Origin of the sequence: Shewanella marinintestina (genome assembly GCF_023283845.1) — a bacterium.
Classification (GTDB): domain Bacteria; phylum Pseudomonadota; class Gammaproteobacteria; order Enterobacterales; family Shewanellaceae; genus Shewanella; species Shewanella marinintestina.
This window is the reverse complement of sequence record NZ_JAKILC010000013.1, coordinates 107753-130022: the sequence shown is the minus strand read 5'-3', so window position 1 is coordinate 130022 and position 22270 is coordinate 107753. Positions and strand designations below refer to the sequence as shown.

General features: G+C 44.3%; 8 protein-coding genes. All 8 read left to right on the top strand.

Translation table 11 applies throughout. From position 1 onward, the window contains the following. Positions 1-113: 113 nt before the first annotated feature. The 8 genes from L2747_RS14650 to L2747_RS14615 all read left to right on the top strand — a co-directional run bounded on the left by L2747_RS14650 (position 114) and on the right by L2747_RS14615 (position 22188). Positions 114-419 carry a DUF2946 domain-containing protein gene (locus tag L2747_RS14650; protein ID WP_248999758.1) on the top strand — a complete coding sequence of 102 codons (306 nt, stop codon included), beginning with the start codon at positions 114-116 and terminating at the stop codon, positions 417-419. Between the two features lie 309 nt (positions 420-728). Next, the gene (locus L2747_RS14645; protein WP_248999757.1) at positions 729-2882 is read left to right on the top strand and encodes a TonB-dependent siderophore receptor; all 2154 of its coding nucleotides are present in this window, start codon (positions 729-731) and stop codon (positions 2880-2882) included. A 98-nt stretch (positions 2883-2980) separates the two neighbouring features. Beyond that, the gene (locus tag L2747_RS14640) at positions 2981-4135 is read left to right on the top strand and encodes an acetyltransferase domain-containing protein (protein WP_248999756.1); all 1155 of its coding nucleotides are present in this window, start codon (positions 2981-2983) and stop codon (positions 4133-4135) included. Between the two features lie 318 nt (positions 4136-4453). Next, positions 4454-16861 (top strand): T1SS-143 repeat domain-containing protein, encoded by a 12408-nt coding sequence (locus L2747_RS14635; RefSeq protein ID WP_248999755.1) that lies wholly within the window; start codon positions 4454-4456, stop codon positions 16859-16861. Continuing rightward, positions 16858-18978: a type I secretion system permease/ATPase gene (locus L2747_RS14630; RefSeq protein WP_248999754.1), complete on the top strand. Its 2121-nt coding sequence runs from the start codon at positions 16858-16860 to the stop codon at positions 18976-18978. Before L2747_RS14635 ends, L2747_RS14630 begins: the two co-directional genes overlap by 4 nt. Further along, the gene (locus L2747_RS14625) at positions 18975-20288 is read left to right on the top strand and encodes an HlyD family type I secretion periplasmic adaptor subunit (protein ID WP_248999753.1); all 1314 of its coding nucleotides are present in this window, start codon (positions 18975-18977) and stop codon (positions 20286-20288) included. The genes L2747_RS14630 and L2747_RS14625 overlap by 4 nt, the downstream gene beginning before the upstream one ends. Before the next feature lie 12 nt (positions 20289-20300). Beyond that, on the top strand, positions 20301-21596 hold the full coding sequence (locus L2747_RS14620; RefSeq protein ID WP_248999752.1) for a TolC family outer membrane protein: 1296 nt from the start codon (positions 20301-20303) through the stop codon (positions 21594-21596). Between the two features lies 1 nt (position 21597). Then, positions 21598-22188, top strand: coding sequence for an OmpA family protein (locus tag L2747_RS14615; RefSeq protein ID WP_248999751.1), 591 nt, complete (start codon positions 21598-21600; stop codon positions 22186-22188). Positions 22189-22270 lie beyond the last annotated feature (82 nt).

The following is a 22270-nucleotide window of genomic DNA, read 5'->3' as shown; positions in this document are numbered from 1 at the left end:
ATTAATCAGTATAATTTGAATTTGTAACTAGATGTCACTACTGCTGTGTTCTAGTTACTTTTAGATTACGTTTGCCTTATAATCGGTCGCCTTAATTTAGTCTTCGGGTATTTATGTTGGAAAAGTTGGCGCTAACCAGACGCAGTATCGCATTATGGCTCATTGCCATGATGGTGCTTTTGTCTGTGGCATCTTCTGTCCACGGTCTTACCCACCTCAATAAAAAGTTTAGCCATCATTCCGAAGCTTGTGTGTTGTGTATTTATAAACACCAACAACACAATGCATTGGCAAGTGCTGGCTTTAAGTTTGATATTGTTAGACAAGGCATCATCACAGTTGTTGATGTTTGTGTCACATCTTACGACAAACCCTTCAGCGCATTTTTCAATAGTCGCGCGCCTCCGCTAATCGCATAGCTTTTCAATTTATAACTGAATATTTATAACCTGTCAGTATCAAAATTTGCTCGTCGGTGAGTGTTTGCTTGCGCTGGTATTGGGTCGTTTGTCACTAAAAACGTCACAGTACAGAGCTGCTATAACTTGCTATATAAAAGCGTTTTGGGATTATTCAGCGGTAAAAAGTGGCAATGGTTAATCATTCTGGCTGCTTTACCTTGGATTGATTTGCCCGAAAAACGCTCAGAGTAAATTTAGCTTTAATACGGATCGGTATTTAATAGTTCTTGGCTAGCCCAAGATTCTGCTGCTATGTGCGGAGTAAAAATGACTTTTGCTATACCTAAGTGCGCCATGTTGACCATGGCCGCCTCGCTTTTATTTACTTTAAATTCAGCGGTTGCTGCTGGATCTCAAACAGCTCAAGCTGACAGCAACGATGTGCAGGTTGATGAAAATATTGAACGCATTACCATTCAATATAGGCAAGCTTATCGTGGCAATATTGCCAGTGAAGAACAGCCTCAAGCTATCACCATGCTTGAACAAGACTTGATTCAAGATGCTGGCTTAACTCGCTTTCAAGACGTTCTCGATTTCTCATCGAGCATTGGCCGACAAAATAACGGTGGCGGTTTATGGGACAGTTTTTCGTTACGCGGTTTCCCTGGTAATGAAAACATGCCGTCAGGCTATTTAATTAATGGCTTTAACGGTGGTCGAGGCTTTAGCGGTCATCGTGACCTATCTAACGTTGAATATGTTGAGATTTTAAAGGGCCCAGGTTCAGCGGTTTATGGTCGTTCAGAGCCAGGTGGCACCGTTAATATTGTGACCAAAAAGCCTCAGTACCAAACCAGTGGTTATTTAAAAGCAAGCGCTGGTAGCTATGATCAGTATCGTATAGAAGGTGACTTTACTACCGGTTTAACTGACGACGTAGCATTTAGGATCAACGGCGCATTGCAAGAGTACGATAGTTTTCGTGACCATGTGTTTAGCGATAAAAAGATCATTACTCCATCAGTAAGATGGCAAATTAATGATAAGTCGTCATTGCTTTATGAGATGGAGTATTTAAAGCAGGAGCAGCTTTTTGACCGCGGTATTGTGGTGCTAAACAATGACTTTAATACTGTGCCACGCTCTCGTTACCTTGGTGAACCAGACGATGGTCCAACTGTTGTTGAAGCCTCTGGTCACCAGCTGACTTACGATTATCAGCTGAACGATGATTGGGTGTTTGTTGCTGGCTACAACTACCGAGATTCTTCACTAGAAGGCTACTCTTCTGACGCTGAGTTATCGGAGAGTCGCCAATCTTTATATGATGACGGTACAACGCTTACCAGACAGCATCGTTATCGAGATTATGAGTCCGTTGATAACACTGTGCGCTTTGAGCTCAGTGGCACCCTTGATACAGGCTTTATCACCCATAATATTTTAATGGGTGCTGACGCTTATTATTATGAATTGAAAACTGCGCTTTATCGTTATCGCGGCGAGAAAGGCGACTATGCAATTGATATTCATAATCCACAATATGGTGGTCCGCAGCCAGAAGTTAGCTTGATGTACGATAATAACGAAACCCAAAAAGCTTGGGGCGTTTATCTACAAGACCAAATGGATTTAACTGATAAATGGAAGCTGCATTTAGGTGCGCGATTTGATCAGTATAAACAAAGTATTGCTGAAAACCTGAAAGGTACTTTTTCAGAGCAGACTGACAGCCGCGTGAGCCCTAAAATTGGTTTGGTTTACCAAATGTCTGACAATATCAGCTTTTACTCATCCTATTCAGAAGGCTTTTTGCCACTCTCTGGTACTGATTACGCCGGTAATCCGTTTGATCCTGAAGAGAGTAAATCCACTGAAATTGGTATGAAGTTTAATGGTAGTTGGTTTGACGATTTACCATTTAGCGGCAGCGTGGCTGTTTTTGACGCTGAGAAAAGCAACATTCTAACTTCAGATCCAGTCAATATCGGCTTCTCAGCCACTTTAGGGGAAGCAAAGAGCACAGGTGTTGAAGTTGACCTAACAGCAGATCTAACCGAAGACTTACAAGCTAGCCTTTCTTATGCCTACTTAAATACACGTACGGCAAACGAGATGATAAACCCTGATTGGGGCGTACTTATTCCTGAGGGCAGTCCGTTAGTTAACGTGCCTGAAAATACTGCCAATGTAATGTTAAAGCACGACCTTTACGCATTATCAATTGACGGTCATATCGGCATGAACTGGCGTTATATTGATAAACGTTTAGGTGATTCGGTCGATCCAAGCTTTGTATTGCCGTCATATCAGCTGGTGGGCTTATTTGCTAATGCCTATATCACCGACAAGCTAAGCGTTGCAGTGAATATTGATAATCTGTTTGATGAACACTATGTTGCTAGCAGCTATTCAGCGTTATGGGTGGTACCTGGTGAACCGCGTAATTTCAAAGTGAGTGTGAAATACGATTTCTAAGGACTAAGCTAACCTAACTATGCGAGCAAAATTGCCAAGGGTGATGTGCTCGCGACTTACTTAGGTGAGCATCAAGACTTTCAAAGAGAGTGTGACCAATGAATGCTGACACCCCATCACAACTAAAAAAGCGTATTGATAGTATTGATATGATGCGCGGCATCGTGATGCTAATCATGTTGCTTGATCATGTAAGAGAACGGTTCTTTTTTCATGAGCAAGTGACTGACCCTATGACGCTAGATAGCACCAGTACCGGATTGTTCTTAAGCCGATTTGCTGCGCATTTTTGTGCGCCTACGTTTGTATTTTTAACGGGTATTTCTGCATGGCTATATAGCCACCCCAAAGTTGGTCCTCAGCGTTCTGCACGAGAGTTTTTAATTAAGCGTGGCCTATTTTTGATAGCGCTAGAATGCACCGTGATTACTTTTCAGTGGATGGGTAATTATGAAATGATCTGGCTACAGGTTATTTGGGCTATCGGCATCAGTATGCTGGCGTTAGCTTTGTTAATTGGACTACCAAAGCTGTGGTTGGCGGTAATTGGTCTAGTGATTGTGTTTGGGCATAACTTATTAACGCCGATAAGCTTTAGTCCAGGTGATTGGGGTTATACCTTGTGGGCAATATTGCATGATCGCGGCAATATTCTTGCTAATGACTTTATAGGTATACGCGCTAGCTATCCGGTACTGCCTTGGATTGGCGTTATCTTATTAGGTTATGTGCTCGGACCGATTTATAGCGCTAGTTTTGCAGAGCCAAAGCGTCAGCAAGTTCTTATTGGGCTTGGGGTTGGTTGCTTGGTGTTGTTTGGATTATTACGAGGTTTTAATTTATACGGAGAAACCTTAGATTGGCAGCAAGCCGACTCACTAGTAATGTCACTAAAGTCGATATTTAATCTCACTAAATATCCTCCTTCATTAGCATTTTTGCTAGTCACTATCGGTGGCACGTTATTGTGTTTAAGTGGCTTAGAAAAAGTGAATGCGTCTTATGGAAAAGCCTTGGTGACTATCGGCTCGGCGCCGATGTTCTTTTATATTGTCCACCTCTACCTGCTATTAGTGCTTTATCAATTAGCCATGACCTTCATCGGCCCCAATTACGGTGATGTATTTGGATTTACGCATATTGCTTATGTGTGGCTTGTAACAGTGGTTTTGGCTGTACTGCTTTATTTTCCTACCAAGTGGTTTAGTCAATATAAGCACCAGAGCAGCCAAGCTTGGATTAAATACTTTTAAACCTTAAATGCCTAGCTCAAGGAAGAGCTAGCGCAAAAAGTCTGCTTATTTAAGCGCGGTTTTCATCAATTATCCGCCCAAACTTCCTTTGTTTTTATCCGCTAATAAACCGCTAATAAAATCGAACTCCCCTAAAGCGTAGTTCTCCATATTGGGTTAGTTAGTACAATCCCTGTTGATGCTAAAAATGATGCTCTTTTATGTAGAATACAGCACTTGTAAATAGGCTGGTCTTTAGTCAATACTGTGTAGGTTGCAGGTTAGTTACTGAACTGTTGGTAATTATTGTGGTTACTGAAGTTAAAAGGATATTTTCAGATGCCGACTCCAAATGCTGAGATTGTTTATTACGTAAAGCTTGACGCTGCAACTTGGGCGGTAATGGCTGATGGACAGTGGATTCTGATTCAGCCGCATCAGATGCTAGCGGGTATACCTGTCCATAACCTGAAGACTGAAGCTATACAAGTCGATGCTAGCGGCAATGAATATAGCTTTATTGATGGCATAAAAGTTATTATCCCCCGGAATGTTACTCAGTTAATTACGATAGAAAATAATGCTGAGCAGCAAGAACAAGAACAGCGGGAAAATCGTAACCAAAGTGAGTCTTCGAGTGAGCAGCAAGAAGGCCTAAACTTGATTTATCAGGTGGTGCAATCTGATAATGACAGTGTAATTGCAGATTCCGGCTTTAATACTCAGGGCGATAAGCCATCGTCCGAACGTGACACGCCTTTTTCCTCTAGTCAGCAAGACTCTTTTATTCCGATTACGTTAACTGTTGAATTGATTGATATTGACGGTTATATCAATCAATTTGAAGCCCCTACAGTCAGTTTATCTGGTAGTGCGATTAACGCTGCTGACGGTCAAGTTTTAGAACTCACTATTATCGATAGCTTAGGACAGCCACAGAGCTACAAAGTGACGGTGTTAAATCAGCAGTGGCAACTCAACGATATTGATTTTCAAACTTTTGCAGAAGGTGAGCTCACAGCCATTATTACCGCAATGACTTACCCCGGTGATGTTACTAATGGCATCGATAACAGCATAAAAGATACCTTAGCTGAGATTTCTATTGAGGTTGATACGGGTCAAGATACGGTACTTAATGCTCGCGAGATAAAGCGGGTCGATATGGAAGGTGTTGCCAAAAATATCGAAGATGGGCAAACCGTGACTATTACGGTAACTGATATTAATGGACTGCAGCTCACCTTTACCACAAGTGTATTAAATGGCTTGTGGCAGCTTGAAAATAAAGACCTTTCTAGCTTAGCAGAAGGTCCGTTGCAATTTACTGCCGATAGTATTGATGTGGCAGGTAACCCTGCAAATGGTTTAGCTGAAGCTTATAAAGAGAGTCAAGCAGCAATTACCATCGCCGCGATCGATAACGATGGTGTACTCAATCAAGTTGAGGCTGGGCAATCAGTGTTGGCAGGTGTTGTACGTAATGTCGAAGATGGTCGCCCAGTTGAAGTATTTGTTACCGACATTAACGGCAAAACCTTGGTATTTAATAGTATCACCCGCAATGGCACTTGGTTGCTTGATGGATTAGACCTGTCGTCACTAGCGGAAGGTGAACTAACCCTTAGGGCCATAACCTCAGACTTTGAGGGCAATATTGGCACCAGTATCAATACTGTACTGAAAGATACTTTAGCCTCAGTCACCGTTGAGATAGTTGACAATGATCAGGTGGTTAATAGCCAAGAGCAGCAATCGGTAACAGTGCGAGGTACGGTCAGCAATATCGAAGATGGTCAGACTATTACCGTTGTTTTAACTGATAGTCTTGGGACCGAGCGTAGCTTCACTACTCTTGTGTCTGCAGGAGCGTGGCAGCTTACTGACATTGATTTAACCGGTTTTGCTGATGGCAGCCTAACTGCAACTGTATCGGTTGCAGATGCTGCGGGCAATCAAGCAACAGCGACAGATACTATCGCGGTGGATATCTTAGCCTCAATCACCATTGATGTTGATACTGGCAATGATACTGTACTTAACGCCCGTGAAATGCTGCGGGTCGATATGTCGGGTGAAGTTACTGACATTGAAGATGGTCAAGTGGTTACTATTACTGTAACCGACAATATGGGCAAACAATTGCAGTTCAGTGCGATTGTGGCAAGTGGCAAGTGGCAGTTAGAAGATAAGGATTTATCCAGCCTAGCAGACGGACCATTAGTGTTTAGTGCTACGGCTAGTGATGTTGCTGGTAATAGTGCAAGTGCCACCGATGACGCTTACAAAGAAAGCCAAGCCGCAATAACGATTACGGCGATAGATAATGACGGTGTGCTCAACCAAACTGAAGTCGGCCAGTCAGTGCTTGGTGGTTTTGTTTATAACGTTGAAGATGGTCGTCCTGTCGAAGTGTTTGTCACAGACATTAACGGTAAAACCCTCGTTTTTAGCAGTATTACCCGTAACGGCACTTGGTTATTAGATGGTTTAGATTTGTCTTCATTGGCGGAGGGTGAGTTAACGCTGCGGGCGATAACCTCTGATTTTGAAGGCAATATTGGCACTAGTACCAATACCGTAGTTAAGGATACTTTAGCCTCGGTCACCATCGAGTTTGTTGATAATGATGAGGTGATAAATAGCGCTGAACAGCAAGCTGTTATGGTGCGTGGCACGGTCAGTAATATCGAAAATGGCCAAACTATAACGGTGACGTTCAGTGACGGCTTAGGGAGTGAACGCAGCTTTACTACTGTGGTTGTTGCTGGAGCATGGCAATTATCAGGTGTTGATTTAACAGGCTTTGCTGATGGTTGTGTAACTGCGACGGTATCGGTTGAAGATCTAGCGGGTAACCAAGCGAGTGCGATGGATATTATTGCGGTCGATATTTTAGCCTCGCTCACCATAGATATTGATACCGGAACCGATGCGGTGATAAATGCCGCCGAGATGCGAATTGTTGATTTATCGGGGGCGGTTACTGATATTGAGGCTGGGCAAACTGTTACGGTAATCGTCACTGATATCAATGGTAAAACGTTAACTTTCACCACAATGGTCGTGGGCTCTGGTTGGCAAATTGAAGGTGCAGATCTGTCGAGTCTTAGCGATGGTGCGTTAACCTTTTCAGCCAGCGCAACCGATGTGGCAGGCAATGTGGTTGATGCGACAACCAGTGCTGATAAAGACAGCCTAGCCAGTATTACGGTTGAAATTATTGATGATAACGGTGTTATTAATAGTGAAGAGCAGCAATCCGTAACAGTGCGTGGCACGGTCAGTAACATTGAAGACGGCCAAACCATTACCGTTATTTTAACTGATGAAGCTGGGACTAGCCGCAGTTTCACAACAGTGGTAGTGGCCGGGAAATGGTTTATAACCAATACCGATTTAACTGGTTTTACCGATGGCAGTTTAACCGCAACAGTATCGGTTGCAGATCTAGCGGGTAACCAAGCCACTGCCACAGATGTTATCGCAGTCGATATTTTAGCTTCAATCACCATAGATGTAGATACGGGTAATGACACTGTACTTAACGCCCGTGAAATGCTGCGAGTTGATATGTCTGGTGAAGTCACCGACATTGAAGACGGCCAAAGAGTATCAATCAGGGTTACCGATAGTGCCGGTAAGCAATTGCAGTTTATGGCGATTGTTATTAATGGAAAATGGCAGTTAGAAGATAAGGATTTATCTAGCCTAGCTGACGGGCCGTTGGTATTTAGTGCTACCGCTAGTGATGCGGCAGGCAATATCGCTAATGCAACTGGTGATGCTTACAAAGAAAGCCAAGCCGCAATAACGATTGCGGCGATAGATAATGACGGTGTGCTCAACCAAACTGAAGTCGGCCAGTCAGTGCTTGGTGGTTTTGTTTATAACGTTGAAGATGGTCGTCCTGTCGAAGTGTTTGTCACAGACATTAACGGTAAAACCCTCGTTTTTAGCAGTATTACCCGTAACGGCACTTGGTTATTAGATGATTTAGATTTGTCTTCATTGGCGGAGGGTGAGTTAACGCTGCGGGCGATAACCTCTGATTTTGAAGGCAATATTGGCACTAGTACCAATACCGTAGTTAAGGATACTTTAGCCTCGGTCACCATCGAGTTTGTTGATAATGATGAGGTGATAAATAGCGCTGAACAGCAAGCTGTTATGGTGCGTGGCACGGTCAGTAATATCGAAAATGGCCAAACTATAACGGTGACGTTCAGTGACGGCTTAGGGAGTGAACGCAGCTTTACTACTGTGGTTGTTGCTGGAGCATGGCAATTATCAGGTGTTGATTTAACAGGCTTTGGTGATGGTAGTGTAACCGCGACGGTATCGGTTGAAGATCTAGCGGGTAACCAAGCGAGTGCGACGGATATTATTGCGGTCGATATTTTAGCCTCGATCACCATAGATGTTGATACCGGAACCGATGCGGTGATAAATGCCGCCGAGATGCGAATTGTTGATTTATCGGGGACGGTTACTGATATTGAGGCTGGGCAAACTGTTACGGTAATCGTCACTGATATCAATGGTAAAACGTTAACTTTCACCACAATGGTGGTGGGGGCAAGCTGGCAGATTGATGATGCTGATTTATCCAGTCTTAGCGATGGTGCGTTAACCTTTTCAGCCAGCGCAACGGATGTAGCAGGCAATGTTGTTGGTGCTACTACCAGTGCAGATAAAGATAGTTTAGCCAGTATCACTATTGAAATTGTCGATGATAACGGATTGATTAATGCATCTGAGTCCAGCAATGCAACGTTAGCTGGAACCGTGGCTAATATCGAGAATGGTCGGCCAGTGGTGATCACCGTTACCGATATTAATGGTAAAACCATGACATTTAATGCTGTTGTGGTAAACGGTGCATGGCAAGTGCCTAATGTTGATCTATCGGGATTTGCTGACGGGCAATTATCCCTGCAGGCGACCAGTTCAGATCTTGCTGGTAATCCTGCCTCTGCCGATAATAGCGCGATTTTAGATACCCAGATCAGTATTGATATAGACACTGGCGCAAATGGTTTTGATGCAGCGCTGTTTATTTATGGTGTACAGAAATCACTAGGCGGGGTAACCACCGGAGTCGAAGCAGGCCAGACCGTTGTCTTAAACCTCTCTGATGGTGTGAATACGTTAACCTTTAGCGCTATTGTTGCTGCAGACGGCAGTTGGCAGTTTAATGATATTGATGTTGCAGGACTAAATCGTCGAGCATCGTGGAGCTTAGAAGTCGCCACAATAGACTTGGCAGGTAATAGCGCAACAGATGCAATGCCAACAATGCTAGTGCCAGATATCGCATCGCTTTACGAAGTCGTGCTTAATGTGAGTGCTAGTACTAGCGTGGTTGTGCCGATTGATATTACGGACGCTAGCTTAAGTATCACTGCAGAACAAAGCCGTCTATTGCTACTGACCTCTGAAGGGCAAGCCTTAAGTATTAGTGTGGCAGCGGATGGGCAATCATTCATTTTGACCCGTGATGGGGATGGCAAAGTTGTGATGACTGCGAGCTTATCGGGTACAAACTTGAATGTGAGTTTGTTTCAACCAATGGATGAGCTAAATAATCAAAACGTACTGAGCTATATCCGTCTCAGTGCACTGCAAACAGATGCAGATGGCACGACAGAAGAGATCCTTACCTACGCCGTACTTAATATTCGCGACTCAAGAGTGTTTGCTTTTGATGATCATGCATCTGTTGTTGAAGACACCTCCGCCGTTGGGTCATTACTGGGTAATGACTACACGGTTGAAGGCCCGCTCACCGTTACCTCAATTAACTATAACGGTACTGATTATCCAGTAGCTATCGGCGCCGCCGCGGTTATTAACACTGCGCAAGGGGTTATTACTATTCAATCGAATGGTAGTTGGAGTTTCAGTGTTGCCGACAATCTCGATAACTCCTTATTACAAGAGGTGGAGTTGGTATATACCGTGGTTGATGTTGACGGTAGCGTGGGCACTGCTAATGCCACCTTTACTGTTGCCGACGGCGCCGCAGGCAGCATGGCTGATGTGATAGGCACAAATACTGAAGTTGATATTGATGCCGCCGCGCAAAACACATTAAAAACTTTTACCGTGTTAGCCGGGTCCGATACGCTTGTTGCCGATTCAATTAGATTCACCGGGTTAACCCCATTTCAGCTCGCAAATCTAGGCTTAACCAGCACGGGGATTGCACTTAAGTTTGAGCTTTCAAACAATGGCAAAACGTTAACGGCTAAAACCGATGATGGTGCAGAGACTCTGGTGTTTACTATCACCTTGTCGGCGATAAATGTCGGTGACGACTTAAGCGTTAATGCCACCTTCACTCAATCTGCGCCACTAGATCATCTGTCTGGCGACGTAGTTGATATCATCACTCAAATTACTGCAACAGACCTAGATGGTACAGAGATAACTCACGGTAACTTAACCTGGCAAGTCAGTGATGGTAACTCTCCTGCATTAGCTAATATCACTCAGTTAACCTTTGATGAAAATAACTTGCTGGGGAACGAAATTGTTAAAAATGGTACCTTTGATGTGCTAGTGGGAAGCGATGCCGTTACAGCTGTTGAGTTCGCTGCAGTGTCATCACAACCCAAATTAACTGCTGGTGGCGAGCCGATTCAATACCAAGTCAGCGCTGATGGTTTAACGCTTACTGGCCACACTGGTGACATAAATTCGCCAGTATTTATTATTGAGCTGAGTGAAACTTGGAGCGCAACAAGTGACAGTATCAATCAAGCTTATAGCTTCACTTTGTATAAAGCGTTCGATCAGACATTAAGTGAAGATATCGACTTTAAACTGTTGATAGCAGATTTTGATGGTGACTCATCTTTAGCGACGTTAACCGTTACTGTAAAAGATGCCAACGCCGCCACGATTAATGACATTAGCTTGGTGGTGAGTGAGACCCCAAGTGTGACAGCTTTTGATAATAAGGCGACTGGCGCGTTTAATATTACAGCTAGTAAAGACCCAATCGTCGATATCAGCTTTAGTGTTACCGATGGTGCAGAAGTACAAAATGCAGCAGGGGTGACACTGACCCAAAATGGCTCCGCGTTATATTGGGTAGTTAAAGATGATGGCGCTTCAATTGATGCAGTTACTGCTGACGGTGTGCTGGTTTTCACAATGAGGTTGCCAACCAGTATAGATATTGGCGCTGAGAGTGTTGGCTCGGTTGAACTCGACTTTAAATTGGTCAGTGCCATAGATCATTTAGGCGCCGCTGATGTATTAGATACACTAAATGTCACGGTCGCTATTCGTGACAGTGACAATACGCTAACTTCTGCGCAAGTTACCGTTGATATTTATGATGGTCAAAATACTCTACTACCTGACGCGCTGCAGCTAAATATCAACGAAGGTAACCTAACAACTTCAAACCCTATTTCAACGTCCCAGGTACTTTCGACTATATCGGGTAGCGATAAAGTGACCGAAATTACGCTAACAGATGGTTTTAGTTTTGGTACGGTTTTTAGTGGCGGTGAGAAAGTCATTCTAAATACCACAGCAAATGGCAACGGCTGGTATACGGCAACAAGGGAGACGGGCGGCGAAACAGTGTTTCAGATCCGTTTTAATGCTAACGGAAAAGTTGAGTTTAAACAGTTTAGAACATTTGACCATGCCAACGGTAACGGTGAGAACAGTCTTGATTTGCAATTTGAAGTGAATGCGATTGATGCCGATAACGATAAGTCTGCGGCGCAAACGATAACTGTCACCGTGACAGATGATATTCCTGAAAGTACGGCAAAAACATTAGAGTTTTTCGAAGGTAACAATGACGTTTATAGCGTGCAAATGTTTTCATCACAGCAGCAGGGAGCTGATGGTGCTAAGGTCACCGGGATAACTTATAAAGGCGTCGCGTATGCAGTTGGAGCAACGATAGATTTATTTACTGATGCCAATCCCAATGTGGTCAAGTATGGTGAGTTAGTTATTGATGAAAACGGTCTAGCAACGGTTACCACTCTAATTTTTGGTTACGATGCTCTGCTGTATAGTGAAGATGTTTTACTCCAGGTAACGGATGCTGACGGCGATGTTGTTACCGATACACTGACACTTATTGCTAAAGATGGTGTGGGCTCAATAACAGTTTTCAACACTGAATTTGTCGAAGACACCCGAACCATTTTTGGGATTCAAGCTTCGCCCGGTGATCTCGACGAATCTGAGTTTATTCTTAGTATGGTGTTTGATGTTGCAGCACTACAAGGCGGGATCTTGTTGCTCGATGGTGTCGAGGTGCCCAAAGATGCTGATGGCAATTATATTTTGTCCTTGGCTAATGGCTTGTTACAACTCGACCCACTTACTCGCGTTGCGATTCCTAATGGCGATTTAAGTTATCAACCAATAGAAGATGGCTCAGACGCAACCGCCAGTGCAGCTTTTGTCATTAGCGTTAATATTACTGGTAAAGCGCCAATCACTACCACTGTGCCGATTACTGTAGAGTCTGTAGCAGACACTCCTATATGGGATGCTAGTAGCGAATTTAACTATACGGTTAACGAAGATGCCGATGGTTTTAGTATTAATCTTAATGCGACTTCCAAGGATGAGACTAACGCTGACGCTCAGGGTTCTGAAACCATTACTTACGTGATTAGCAATATTAGTGCGGGCTTAACTCTGACTTTCTTGGGAGTTACCGTTACCGATGGCATGAGTATTAGCCAAATGCAGTTAGATAATCTAATTGCTACCGTTGGTGAGAATTTAGCGGGTGAATTTAACTTCACAGTACAAGCTAAGACTACAGAAAGTGACAACAACGACACCGCATTCAGTACCATTGAAACAGTGACTATTGCAGTGGTACCTATTGCCGATAAACCAACGCTAGCAACCCAGAATATTCGCAGCGATGAAGACGCGCCCATTGTACTAAGCTCTGTGGTTTCTGGAGCTCTAACCGATACCTCAGGTTCAGAGTTTTTAAGTTTTGAGTTTACCTTGCCAGCTGGCTGGTCTATTGATTCACCATCGGCCAGTTTTAATGGCACTGTTTGGACGGTGTTGGCATCAGAGGTAAATAGCGGCACTGCTAAGCTTATTCCTGCTGAAGATGTGAGTTCAGCAAACCTTGGTGATTTTTCAATTACAGTGAGAAGTTTTGCCACGGAAACCGCACAAGATGGCGTTAACCCTGCAGATGGTGTGATACACCCTAATCCTCGTTATAGCGACTCGCAAACGATTACCATTACTTTAACGGGTGTGGCTAACGACCAACCTATGATAAACGCCGACCCTAACGTGTGGACGATAGATGGTAGTACTGGTGTTATTTCTAATGTGGTGTCTTTTAATGAAGATCAAACCATCGCCTTAGACTTTACGATAGTCAGTTCTGATGATGATGGTTCGGAGACGTTAGATTTACGCATTACCGGTGTGCCAGATGGCGTTATTTTTGTTGATTCGTCCGGTGCACAAGTCAATTTGCCAGTAGTTGAGTTTATTAATGGTCAACCTGTGTATGGCGTTTCCGCTGCACTATTGGCGAGTTTAAGCTTACAACCTGTTGAGGACTTTAGTGGGTTAGTCAGTCTTACTATTTTTGTGCAAAGCACAGAGTTAGATGGTGATACGGCTGATTATGAGCTGACAGTTAATATCGATATTGCTCCCGTGATAGACGCTAATGCAACGACATTAGCCACAATGAGCTATGGTTTTGAAGATCAGTCAATTCCGCTCGATTTTACTCCAAACTTAACTGCTGATTTGGATGGAAGTGAAACCGTTACCGGACTCATCATTCCGTTCCAAGGTGCCGATGGATTTACTTTAACCTTAGATGGTTCCAAAGTGACGATTCCACCAGGTGGGTTAGACGTGAGTTCTTTGCTCGACAGTACAAGCCCGACTTTGCAAGCGTTACTTAATTCCGGCCGCTTGGCAGCCTTGCCGCCACAAGATGCGGACGGTAGTTTTTCTTTTGCTGTGAGTTACCAAATTACCGATACCTCGGCAACAGGCACTGTTGTGAGTGAGTATGTCTCGACTCAAATAACCGTGGTGGTAGATGCTGTTGTAGACCTCACAACTCACCTACAAAGTGAGCAAAATCGGCTGGTCAGTAATGATGGATCTGCAATCAGTTTAACTGGGCAAGTCTTATTCTTTGATGGTGATATCGACGGGTCTGAAGTTTTAGATTACTTAGTGATTATCGTACCAAGCGGTGACGGCTGGTATGTGTCGCATCCTAATGGTGCGATTGATGATGGCGACGGTCGCTGGATTATTCCAATTAATAACCTCACTAGCGATTCAGTACAAGAGTACGCACTCGACTTGTTAGCAGGGGCAAGCATCATTAGCGAGTCAGCTACCGGGTTAGAGCAAATAACAGTTGAAGCCAGAGTGCTCGATCGCGATGACGCTGAAATCATCAGTACCAGCTTTTATGTGCAGTTTGCTAAAGGTGCTGGGCCAAGTGAGGCAACGCCAGTAGGCGAATTGCAACTAACAATAGTGGATGCCATAGAAGACACCACCATTGACTTTAGCGGTCACCTTAACCAAGTGTTGAGCGCTGATAGTAATGATTTAATTAGTTTCAGAGTGTTAGCGTCTGATCTGCCTGAAGGTGGCTATTTTACCGGTGCCGATGTGACAGCGGTTTACGATGCTACGGGTGAGAATGTTATTGAGTATGTATTTACTAGCGCTTCGCTGGGGAGCTTAAAGCTTCACAACATTAGTGAGGATTACGCGGGTGAATTAGTTATCCCAATCCGCATTATCGCTACCGATACCCAAAGTGGTGACACTAAAATTGATGATAGCCAAAGCTTAGCGATAGAGATCACTCCAGTAGCTGATGGCGTGAGCCTAAATGTTGCTAATAGAGTTATGTTAGAAGATAGCCCGGTTCCGCTAGGGATTAGCTTAGTGTTTGATGATGCTGACGCATCGCCTACAACCGGTGGCTCAGAGCAAATCTTATTTGGTGATAGTGGTAACCCTATTACAATTACCTTGTTAGATGGTGGCAGTTTGCAAGACGTGACGGGCTTATGGTCATTAAAAGCTGGTACAACTGATACTTGGGAGTTTACTGGCGGCAATATGGCAGCACTCAATGCGTCATTAGCCTTACTTGAGTTTGCGCCCACTGAGCATTTAAGTGGTGACTTTAGATTAAAGTTCTCTGCAACGAGTATCGATACCGCAATGATTAATGGCGTAAATGTTACTGATCAGGCAGCGTTTGAAAATACCTTCACCATAGAGGTGACACCTGTTACTGATGCCGCCAATTTACCTGCTGGGACACAGGTTGTCCAAGGTCAAGAGGATAGTCTCATTGCACTGTCTGGTTTCGATACCGCTGGGCTAGGTTTAATTGACCTAGATGGATCAGAAGCGATTTATCTAACCATACATGGTGTGCCAAGTGGCGCAGTGTTGTATTACCAAGATGGTGGCAACTTAATTCAACTTCCTAATGATGGTACCGATGGTGGCAGCTTTAATGGCTCGCCAACATACTCTTGGTCAGTCACTCCGGCGCAACTGTCTGGATTAGTGATGCAGCCGCCACTAGATTTTAGTGGTGATATTCCATTGTCCATTCAGGCTATTACCCAAGAGTTAGGTACGTCTGATTTCGTGACGACATCAGCTGATATCTTGGTGGGCGTATCGCCAGTGGCTGATGGTGTCGAGGTAATAACACCGCCTGATAGCCAATATACCAGCGTAGAAGATGAAGTTATTAGTATCGATTTTAATGCAAAAATCGCAGAATTTGATGCTACTGAAGTGCTTTCCATCAAAGTGATTGTCAGTTCTAACGATGCATCGGCTTTAGTTGGGTTAGAGGGAATAAAAATCGGTAGTGAGTTTGTGTCATTTAGTTTTGATGCCGCCAGCAATAGTTACTTTGCTGTGATAAATGCGGGGGCGCAGGTTTCGCAATTATTACTTTACCCGGGTGATTTAGCCTTCGGTACCTTAGATGTACAAATAGAGTTATCTTCAATTGATAGCGCGTTAGTATTAGGTAGCTTACAAACGGATAAAAGCGCTACTGAGGTGCTTAACTTTGAGGTAGAGATAACCCCTGAAGTTGATGCGCCAGTCTGGACTCAGGTTGGCGATGTGTTAGCTAATGATGTTAATAATGTGGCTTTAAACCTCGGTATTGCACTGCAAAATCCAGCTGCGAATGAGTCTGGTGTATTAACCATATATGGCGTACCAGCTGGCATGACATTATCTGCTGGTAGCGAAAGAGACGGTACATGGTTTGTCAATTTTGAGGATGTTGCGACGCTAAAAGTTATTGGTGCAAACGACGGAGACTCATTTAATTTAACCTTAGACCCAACCGCAACTTTAGGCTCTGACACAGCAGAGGGAGCCGTTGAAACGATTAATGTAACTGTTGATATTACTGCACCTTCAGTCATGGTTAATTCATTTAACTCTACCGCCGAAATGATAAATGAACTAAGACCAGGGCACAGTTTAGAAGATGAGATGAGGCATGAGGAAGCGCTCGGTTCTAGAGTCCGTTTTGAAGATAATCCGCTTGCTCAAGCAATTAAGCAGAGTATGGCTCAAAGCGAAGACGGTAAAGTTACGGCAAATCCGACAACCGATCATGAATATGCCAATTCAGTGAACGATGCTATCTCAAAAATTGAAGATGAGATGGCGCTATTGAGTCAATTACCATGATAAATATGCAACAAGATAACCTTGCTAATATCATTCTACTCTTGTGCCAACGCCTAGGGCTAGAATGTTCTGAGCAGATGCTATTTAGCCATATAGTGCATAAAAAGGGTGGACTAACAACAGCTGAGTTAGTGCAGGCTTGTGACAATGTGGCAATTGAAGCCGTAGCGCAGAACCTAACGTTAACTAAGATGGCGCTGCCGGCCATTGTCTTTTCAAAACAAACTGAGCCAGCATTACTCGATAAAAATGTTAGCGGTGACTGGTTATTAATTTCGGCTCGTTCAGAGCAGGTGATTAGCGAAGCGGAGTTTAAGCAAAATTATCATCAAGACAGTTGGCATGTACAACGTAAACTGCTCACCGATGCTCGTAGTGAGGAGCATCATCTCAAAGTTAAACGACACTGGTTGTTAGCGGCTTTCGATGAGGTGAAACCTTTTTATGGTAGTTTTTTACTGGGCTCGCTGGCGATAAATGTTCTAGCGCTAGTGACACCATTGTTCACCATGAATGTATATGATCGCGTTGTTCCCAATCAAGCTATTGATACCTTATGGGTGTTGGCAACAGGTGCCAGTTTAGCCATTATATTTGACTGGTTATTGAAGCAAGCACGTACACGTTTAGCGGACGTAGCGGGTAAGCAAGTCGATATAAAAATGTCGAATATTTTGTTCTCTAAAGTGCTCGGTATGCGTTTAGAAAACCGCCCAGCCTCAGCAGGTGCTTTTGCTAAACAGCTGCAAGAGTTCGATAGTATTCGCGACTTTATTACCTCTGCAACGTTAGTGACGGCGGTCGACCTACCATTTACCGTATTGTTTTTAGCGTTGATTGCTTGGCTGGGCGGTTACATGGTTTTAGTGCCGCTTACCTGCATGCTGTTGCTGCTACTCATTAGTTTCGTGATGCAAAAAAAGCTAATGGCGACCATAGAACATACATCACAGCTGTCGACGCAGCGCCAAGCTCATCTTATCGAAACCCTTAATTTGCTAGTGGAAACTAAGCAAAATAATGGCGAAGCCAAGGCGCAACGCATTTGGGATGACACGGTTAGTAGCCTAGCAGACTGGCAAAATGAGTCTCGTATTGCCTCAAATACCTTAAGCCATAGTGTAATGAATAGTCAGCAGTTAGTGACTATTGGTTTGATTATCTCCGGCGTGTATCAAATTTATGCCGGTAACTTAAGTATGGGGGGGCTGATAGCGATTGTGATGCTGAGCGGGCGAGCCGCCAATGCCATCAATCAAATTTCAATGTTGCTACTTAAATTTAAACAAACACAGTCAGCAATTACTGCGGTCAGTTCTATTCTTGAATTACCACAAGAGCAATATTTTGCTAGTCAGCCGAGTACAGCTGTCGGTTTTAATGGGGCTGTGTCATTACGCCACGCTAGCTTTACCTACCCAGACCACCCCTTACCTGCATTTACTGAGGTGAACCTTGATATTAAGCCGGGCGAGAAAATTGGCTTATTTGGTCCTGCTGGAGCAGGCAAGTCGAGTTTGTTATCAATCCTAGCTGGGCAATATCAGTTGAGCAGTGGTCAATTGTTTTATAACCATTTAGAGGCTCGCCAGTGGGCAGTGAGCGATATTCGAGAGCAGATTGGTTGGATGTCGCAGCAGCCGACTCTTATTTATGGGAGTGTGTTGGACAACTTGTTGTTTGGTCTTAAAAGGGTCGATGAGAATCAGCTAGCGAACACGATAACGAGCTCGGGTATCGATAAACTGATGGACCGTTTGGGAAGTGGCCTCGATAGCCAAGTTGGAGAATTTGGTCGGCAATTATCTGGGGGGCAACGTCAGGCAATTGCGTTAGCGAGAGTCTTGCTACGCCAGCCCAAGTTACTGCTGCTGGACGAGCCCACGAGTGCTATGGATGAGCGTTCTGAAAATCAAATCATCGCTTGTTTATCGCAGGTTAGTGATACCTCTATGGTTATCGCTTCACATAACCCAAAGTTACTTAGCCTTTGCGATCGCATCTTAGTTGTTGATAAAGGGCGGATCACTTTAGAGCAGACGCCTGCCGAATTGAACCAGCGAGGAAAAAGCCGGATTAAAGCCGTGAATGTGCGCCAAAAAGGAGAGCTGAAATGAGCGGCCGATTGCACATCAAACATTTAGAAGGCGCCAAACGAGCTAATCAAGTTATCTTGCTGGTTGCCGCGCTTATTGTCACAACTGTTGTATGGGCTTCTTTCGCTAAGTTAGAAGAGGTGGTTGTAGGCGAGGGTATGGTGGTGCCGACGCAAGCCGTGCAACAAATTGAAAGCTTAGATGGTGGCATTCTTAAGCAGGTGCTAGTTAGAGAAGGTCAGTCTGTAAAGGCCGGGCAACCGCTATTAATCCTAGATGAGTTACGTTTCGCCTCAGCATTTGATGAGGCCAATATTCAGGCCTCGGCACTTAAGCGGCAAGAAGCACGTTTAGATGCTGAAATTGCCTCTGTTGTTATCGACGATAAAGCTAATGACTGGCGAGATAGAGTGCACATTTCTCAAGTCGAGATCAGCGCGCAACAGGGAAGAGTCAGTAATCGCTCCAAGGCTATTTTTCGTTCACGGTTATCGCAATTATCATCACAGTTAGAGCAGGCAACTCAGGTGATCGAACAAAAGGTACAAGCGATAGCCGAGGCACAAATTACTGTGCAAGCTCAGCTCAGTGGTTTGAAATTAGTGAAGCAAGAGATAGTAATGACCCGCGCCGCTGTGCGAGAAGGAGCGGTTGCCGAGCTAGAACTATTAAAACTTGAGCGTGATGAGATTGGCCTTAAAGGCGAGCTTTCGGCATCTAAGGCAAATGCACGGCAGTTACAGGCAGCTCAAAGTCAGGCTGAAGCTGAGTATCTAACTGTGGCCTTGGACTTTATCAGCCGAGCAGAAACCGAGCGAAATGAGGTGATGAATGAGCTTAATGCTTTAACCGAAAGCATCAAGGCTTTGGCGGATCGTTTAGCCAGAACTAAAATCAATTCGCCAATAAATGGCAATGTAACCAATATATTAGTACGCTCAATAGGAGCGGTAGTTGAACCCGGCGAGTCAATAATGGGCGTGGTCCCCCAGGATGGAGCGTTAATCATTGAGACCCGTATTGCGCCTAAAGATATCGCCTTTGTGCACACAGGCTTAAAGGCGACGGTAAAGTTTACTGCTTATGATTTTGTTATTTATGGCGGCCTTAAAGGTGAAGTCATTTACGTGAGCTCGGATGCTCAACAACTAGATGATGGCACCACCTATTTTGAGGCTCATGTAAAAACGGAAGAAAACGTACTCAATGGCTGGCCGATTATCTCGGGAATGCAAGCTAGTACAGACATCTTAACCGGTGAGAAAACAGTTTTAAATTATTGGCTAAAGCCTCTATTACGCGCTAAAGCGAATGCACTTCGCGAACCATAAGGTAAGGATACGATGCGACGACTGCTACTTATACCCATACTGACACTGTCAGCCCAAAGTCACGCACTGACGCTTGAAGAGTCTGTGGCTGAGGCTATTAACCATCATCCAAGTATTCAGCAAAAATACGCTAGCTTTGAAGCTGCGGTACGATATAAGCGCGCAGCGGTTGGTGATTACTTACCGCAAGTAAAACTATACGGCGGCGTAGGTTATGAAAACGTGCGCTATAACAGTGGTCAGCGGGTTGATACCGAACTTGATCGCAGCGAAATTGGCGTACGAGTGTCACAACTGTTGTTTGATGGATTTCGAACCACATCTGAGATTGATAGACTCGATTTTGAAAAGGAGGCTGAGCGTTTAGGTCTGCTGTCTGATGCTGAAAACCTTAGTTTAGAAGTCAGCCGTGTCTACCTTGAGCTGTCGATGGCTAACAAAATTGTTGAGTTGTCTGAGCGCAATATTAAAGAGCACCAAGAAGTGCTAAAAAATATTGAGTCACGCCGAGACAAAGGCTTGAGTAGTGACTCCGATGTAGCGCAAGTGCGAGCGCGTTTAGCCACCAGTCAATCAGGTTATCTATCGGCACGTAATAACCAGATGGATAAGCAGGCGCGATACTACGATTTAGTCGGCCAGTTACCGAAAGATTTACACGACCCGCAGCCAGATTTTAATTTTGTGCCGACTAATTTGGTGGATGCCATTCGTTTAGCATTGGAAAACCATCCTGAAATCGATGCCGCAATCCTAGATACACAGGCTGCTAGTGCGCAACATGAGCGAGAGAAAAGTGACTTTTGGCCAACCTTATCGTTAGAGCTACAGGCCAATAAAAACGACAATATTGGCGGTATTGAAGGCCCAGATGAAGATGCTCGCGCCATGTTAATGCTCAGCTACGACCTATTTAGCGGCGGCTCCACAACCGATCGTACCGAAGCGGCGTCTTGGCGTTATCAGCAATCATTAGCAATTCGCAAAAATACCCAAAAGCAAGTTGAAGAAGGCACGCGCTTGGCGTGGAATGCTTATGAGTTTATTGGTCAGCAGCGAGGATTTTATCGTGAGAATGTCGACCAAGCTGTAAAAGCTGAGCAAGGCTATAACAAGCAATTTGAGCTAGGTCGCCGTTCATTACTTGATGTACTGGATGCCAAGGTTGAAGTGTTCTTAGCGCGTAAACACTATATTACCTCGCACTATAATTACAATATTGCGGCTTATCGTTTGATAAATGCTACTGGCTATTTAATGGAGTCATTCCGTGTCGATACCCCAGAAGCTTGGACGGAGGAGAAGTAATATGCGCCTTTTAATGACTCAATGTATGCTGCTGAGCTGTTTGTTTTTGCAAGGTTGCGCAGAAACTGCTGAACCATTTGCTGTGGAGCCACAGACTAGAGATCTGCTAGATAGCGATATTGATGGAGTGATCAATGCTCGTGATAAATGCGCAGGAACGAGTAAGGGAGCGATTATTGATAATGATGGCTGTCCAAGCCCTGAAGTGACAGTAAAAGAAGACTTTAGAGTGATCATGTTTGGTTTCGATAAAGACACGCTCGAGCCGGAACAGGCTGATAAATGGCGAGGCATTATTGAACGTTTAGCCCAAAAACAGGCGCCATCGCTATATCTCGTGGGTGACACCAGCGTTGAAGGTAGCGAGGACTATAATCATGCGCTAGCTAAGCGCCGAGTTGATTATATTACTCAACTTGCTGTTGAGCAGGGCTTTCCTGCTAGTGGGATTAAAGAGGAAGTATATTTTAAGCAAAATCATATGCCTCAAGCTGTTTCTGGTCGAGAGCACCGCCTGGTTGCGGTAGCTACCTGGCAAGAGTCTGGTACTGCGATGATGTGGAATATCTACACTTCTGAGCGAGCTAAGTAGTCTTAAGCTCATCGTTTGCATGACAACTAAAAAAGAGCACTTAGGTGCTCTTTTTTGGTTGTCATTCAATCGTTAAAATGAA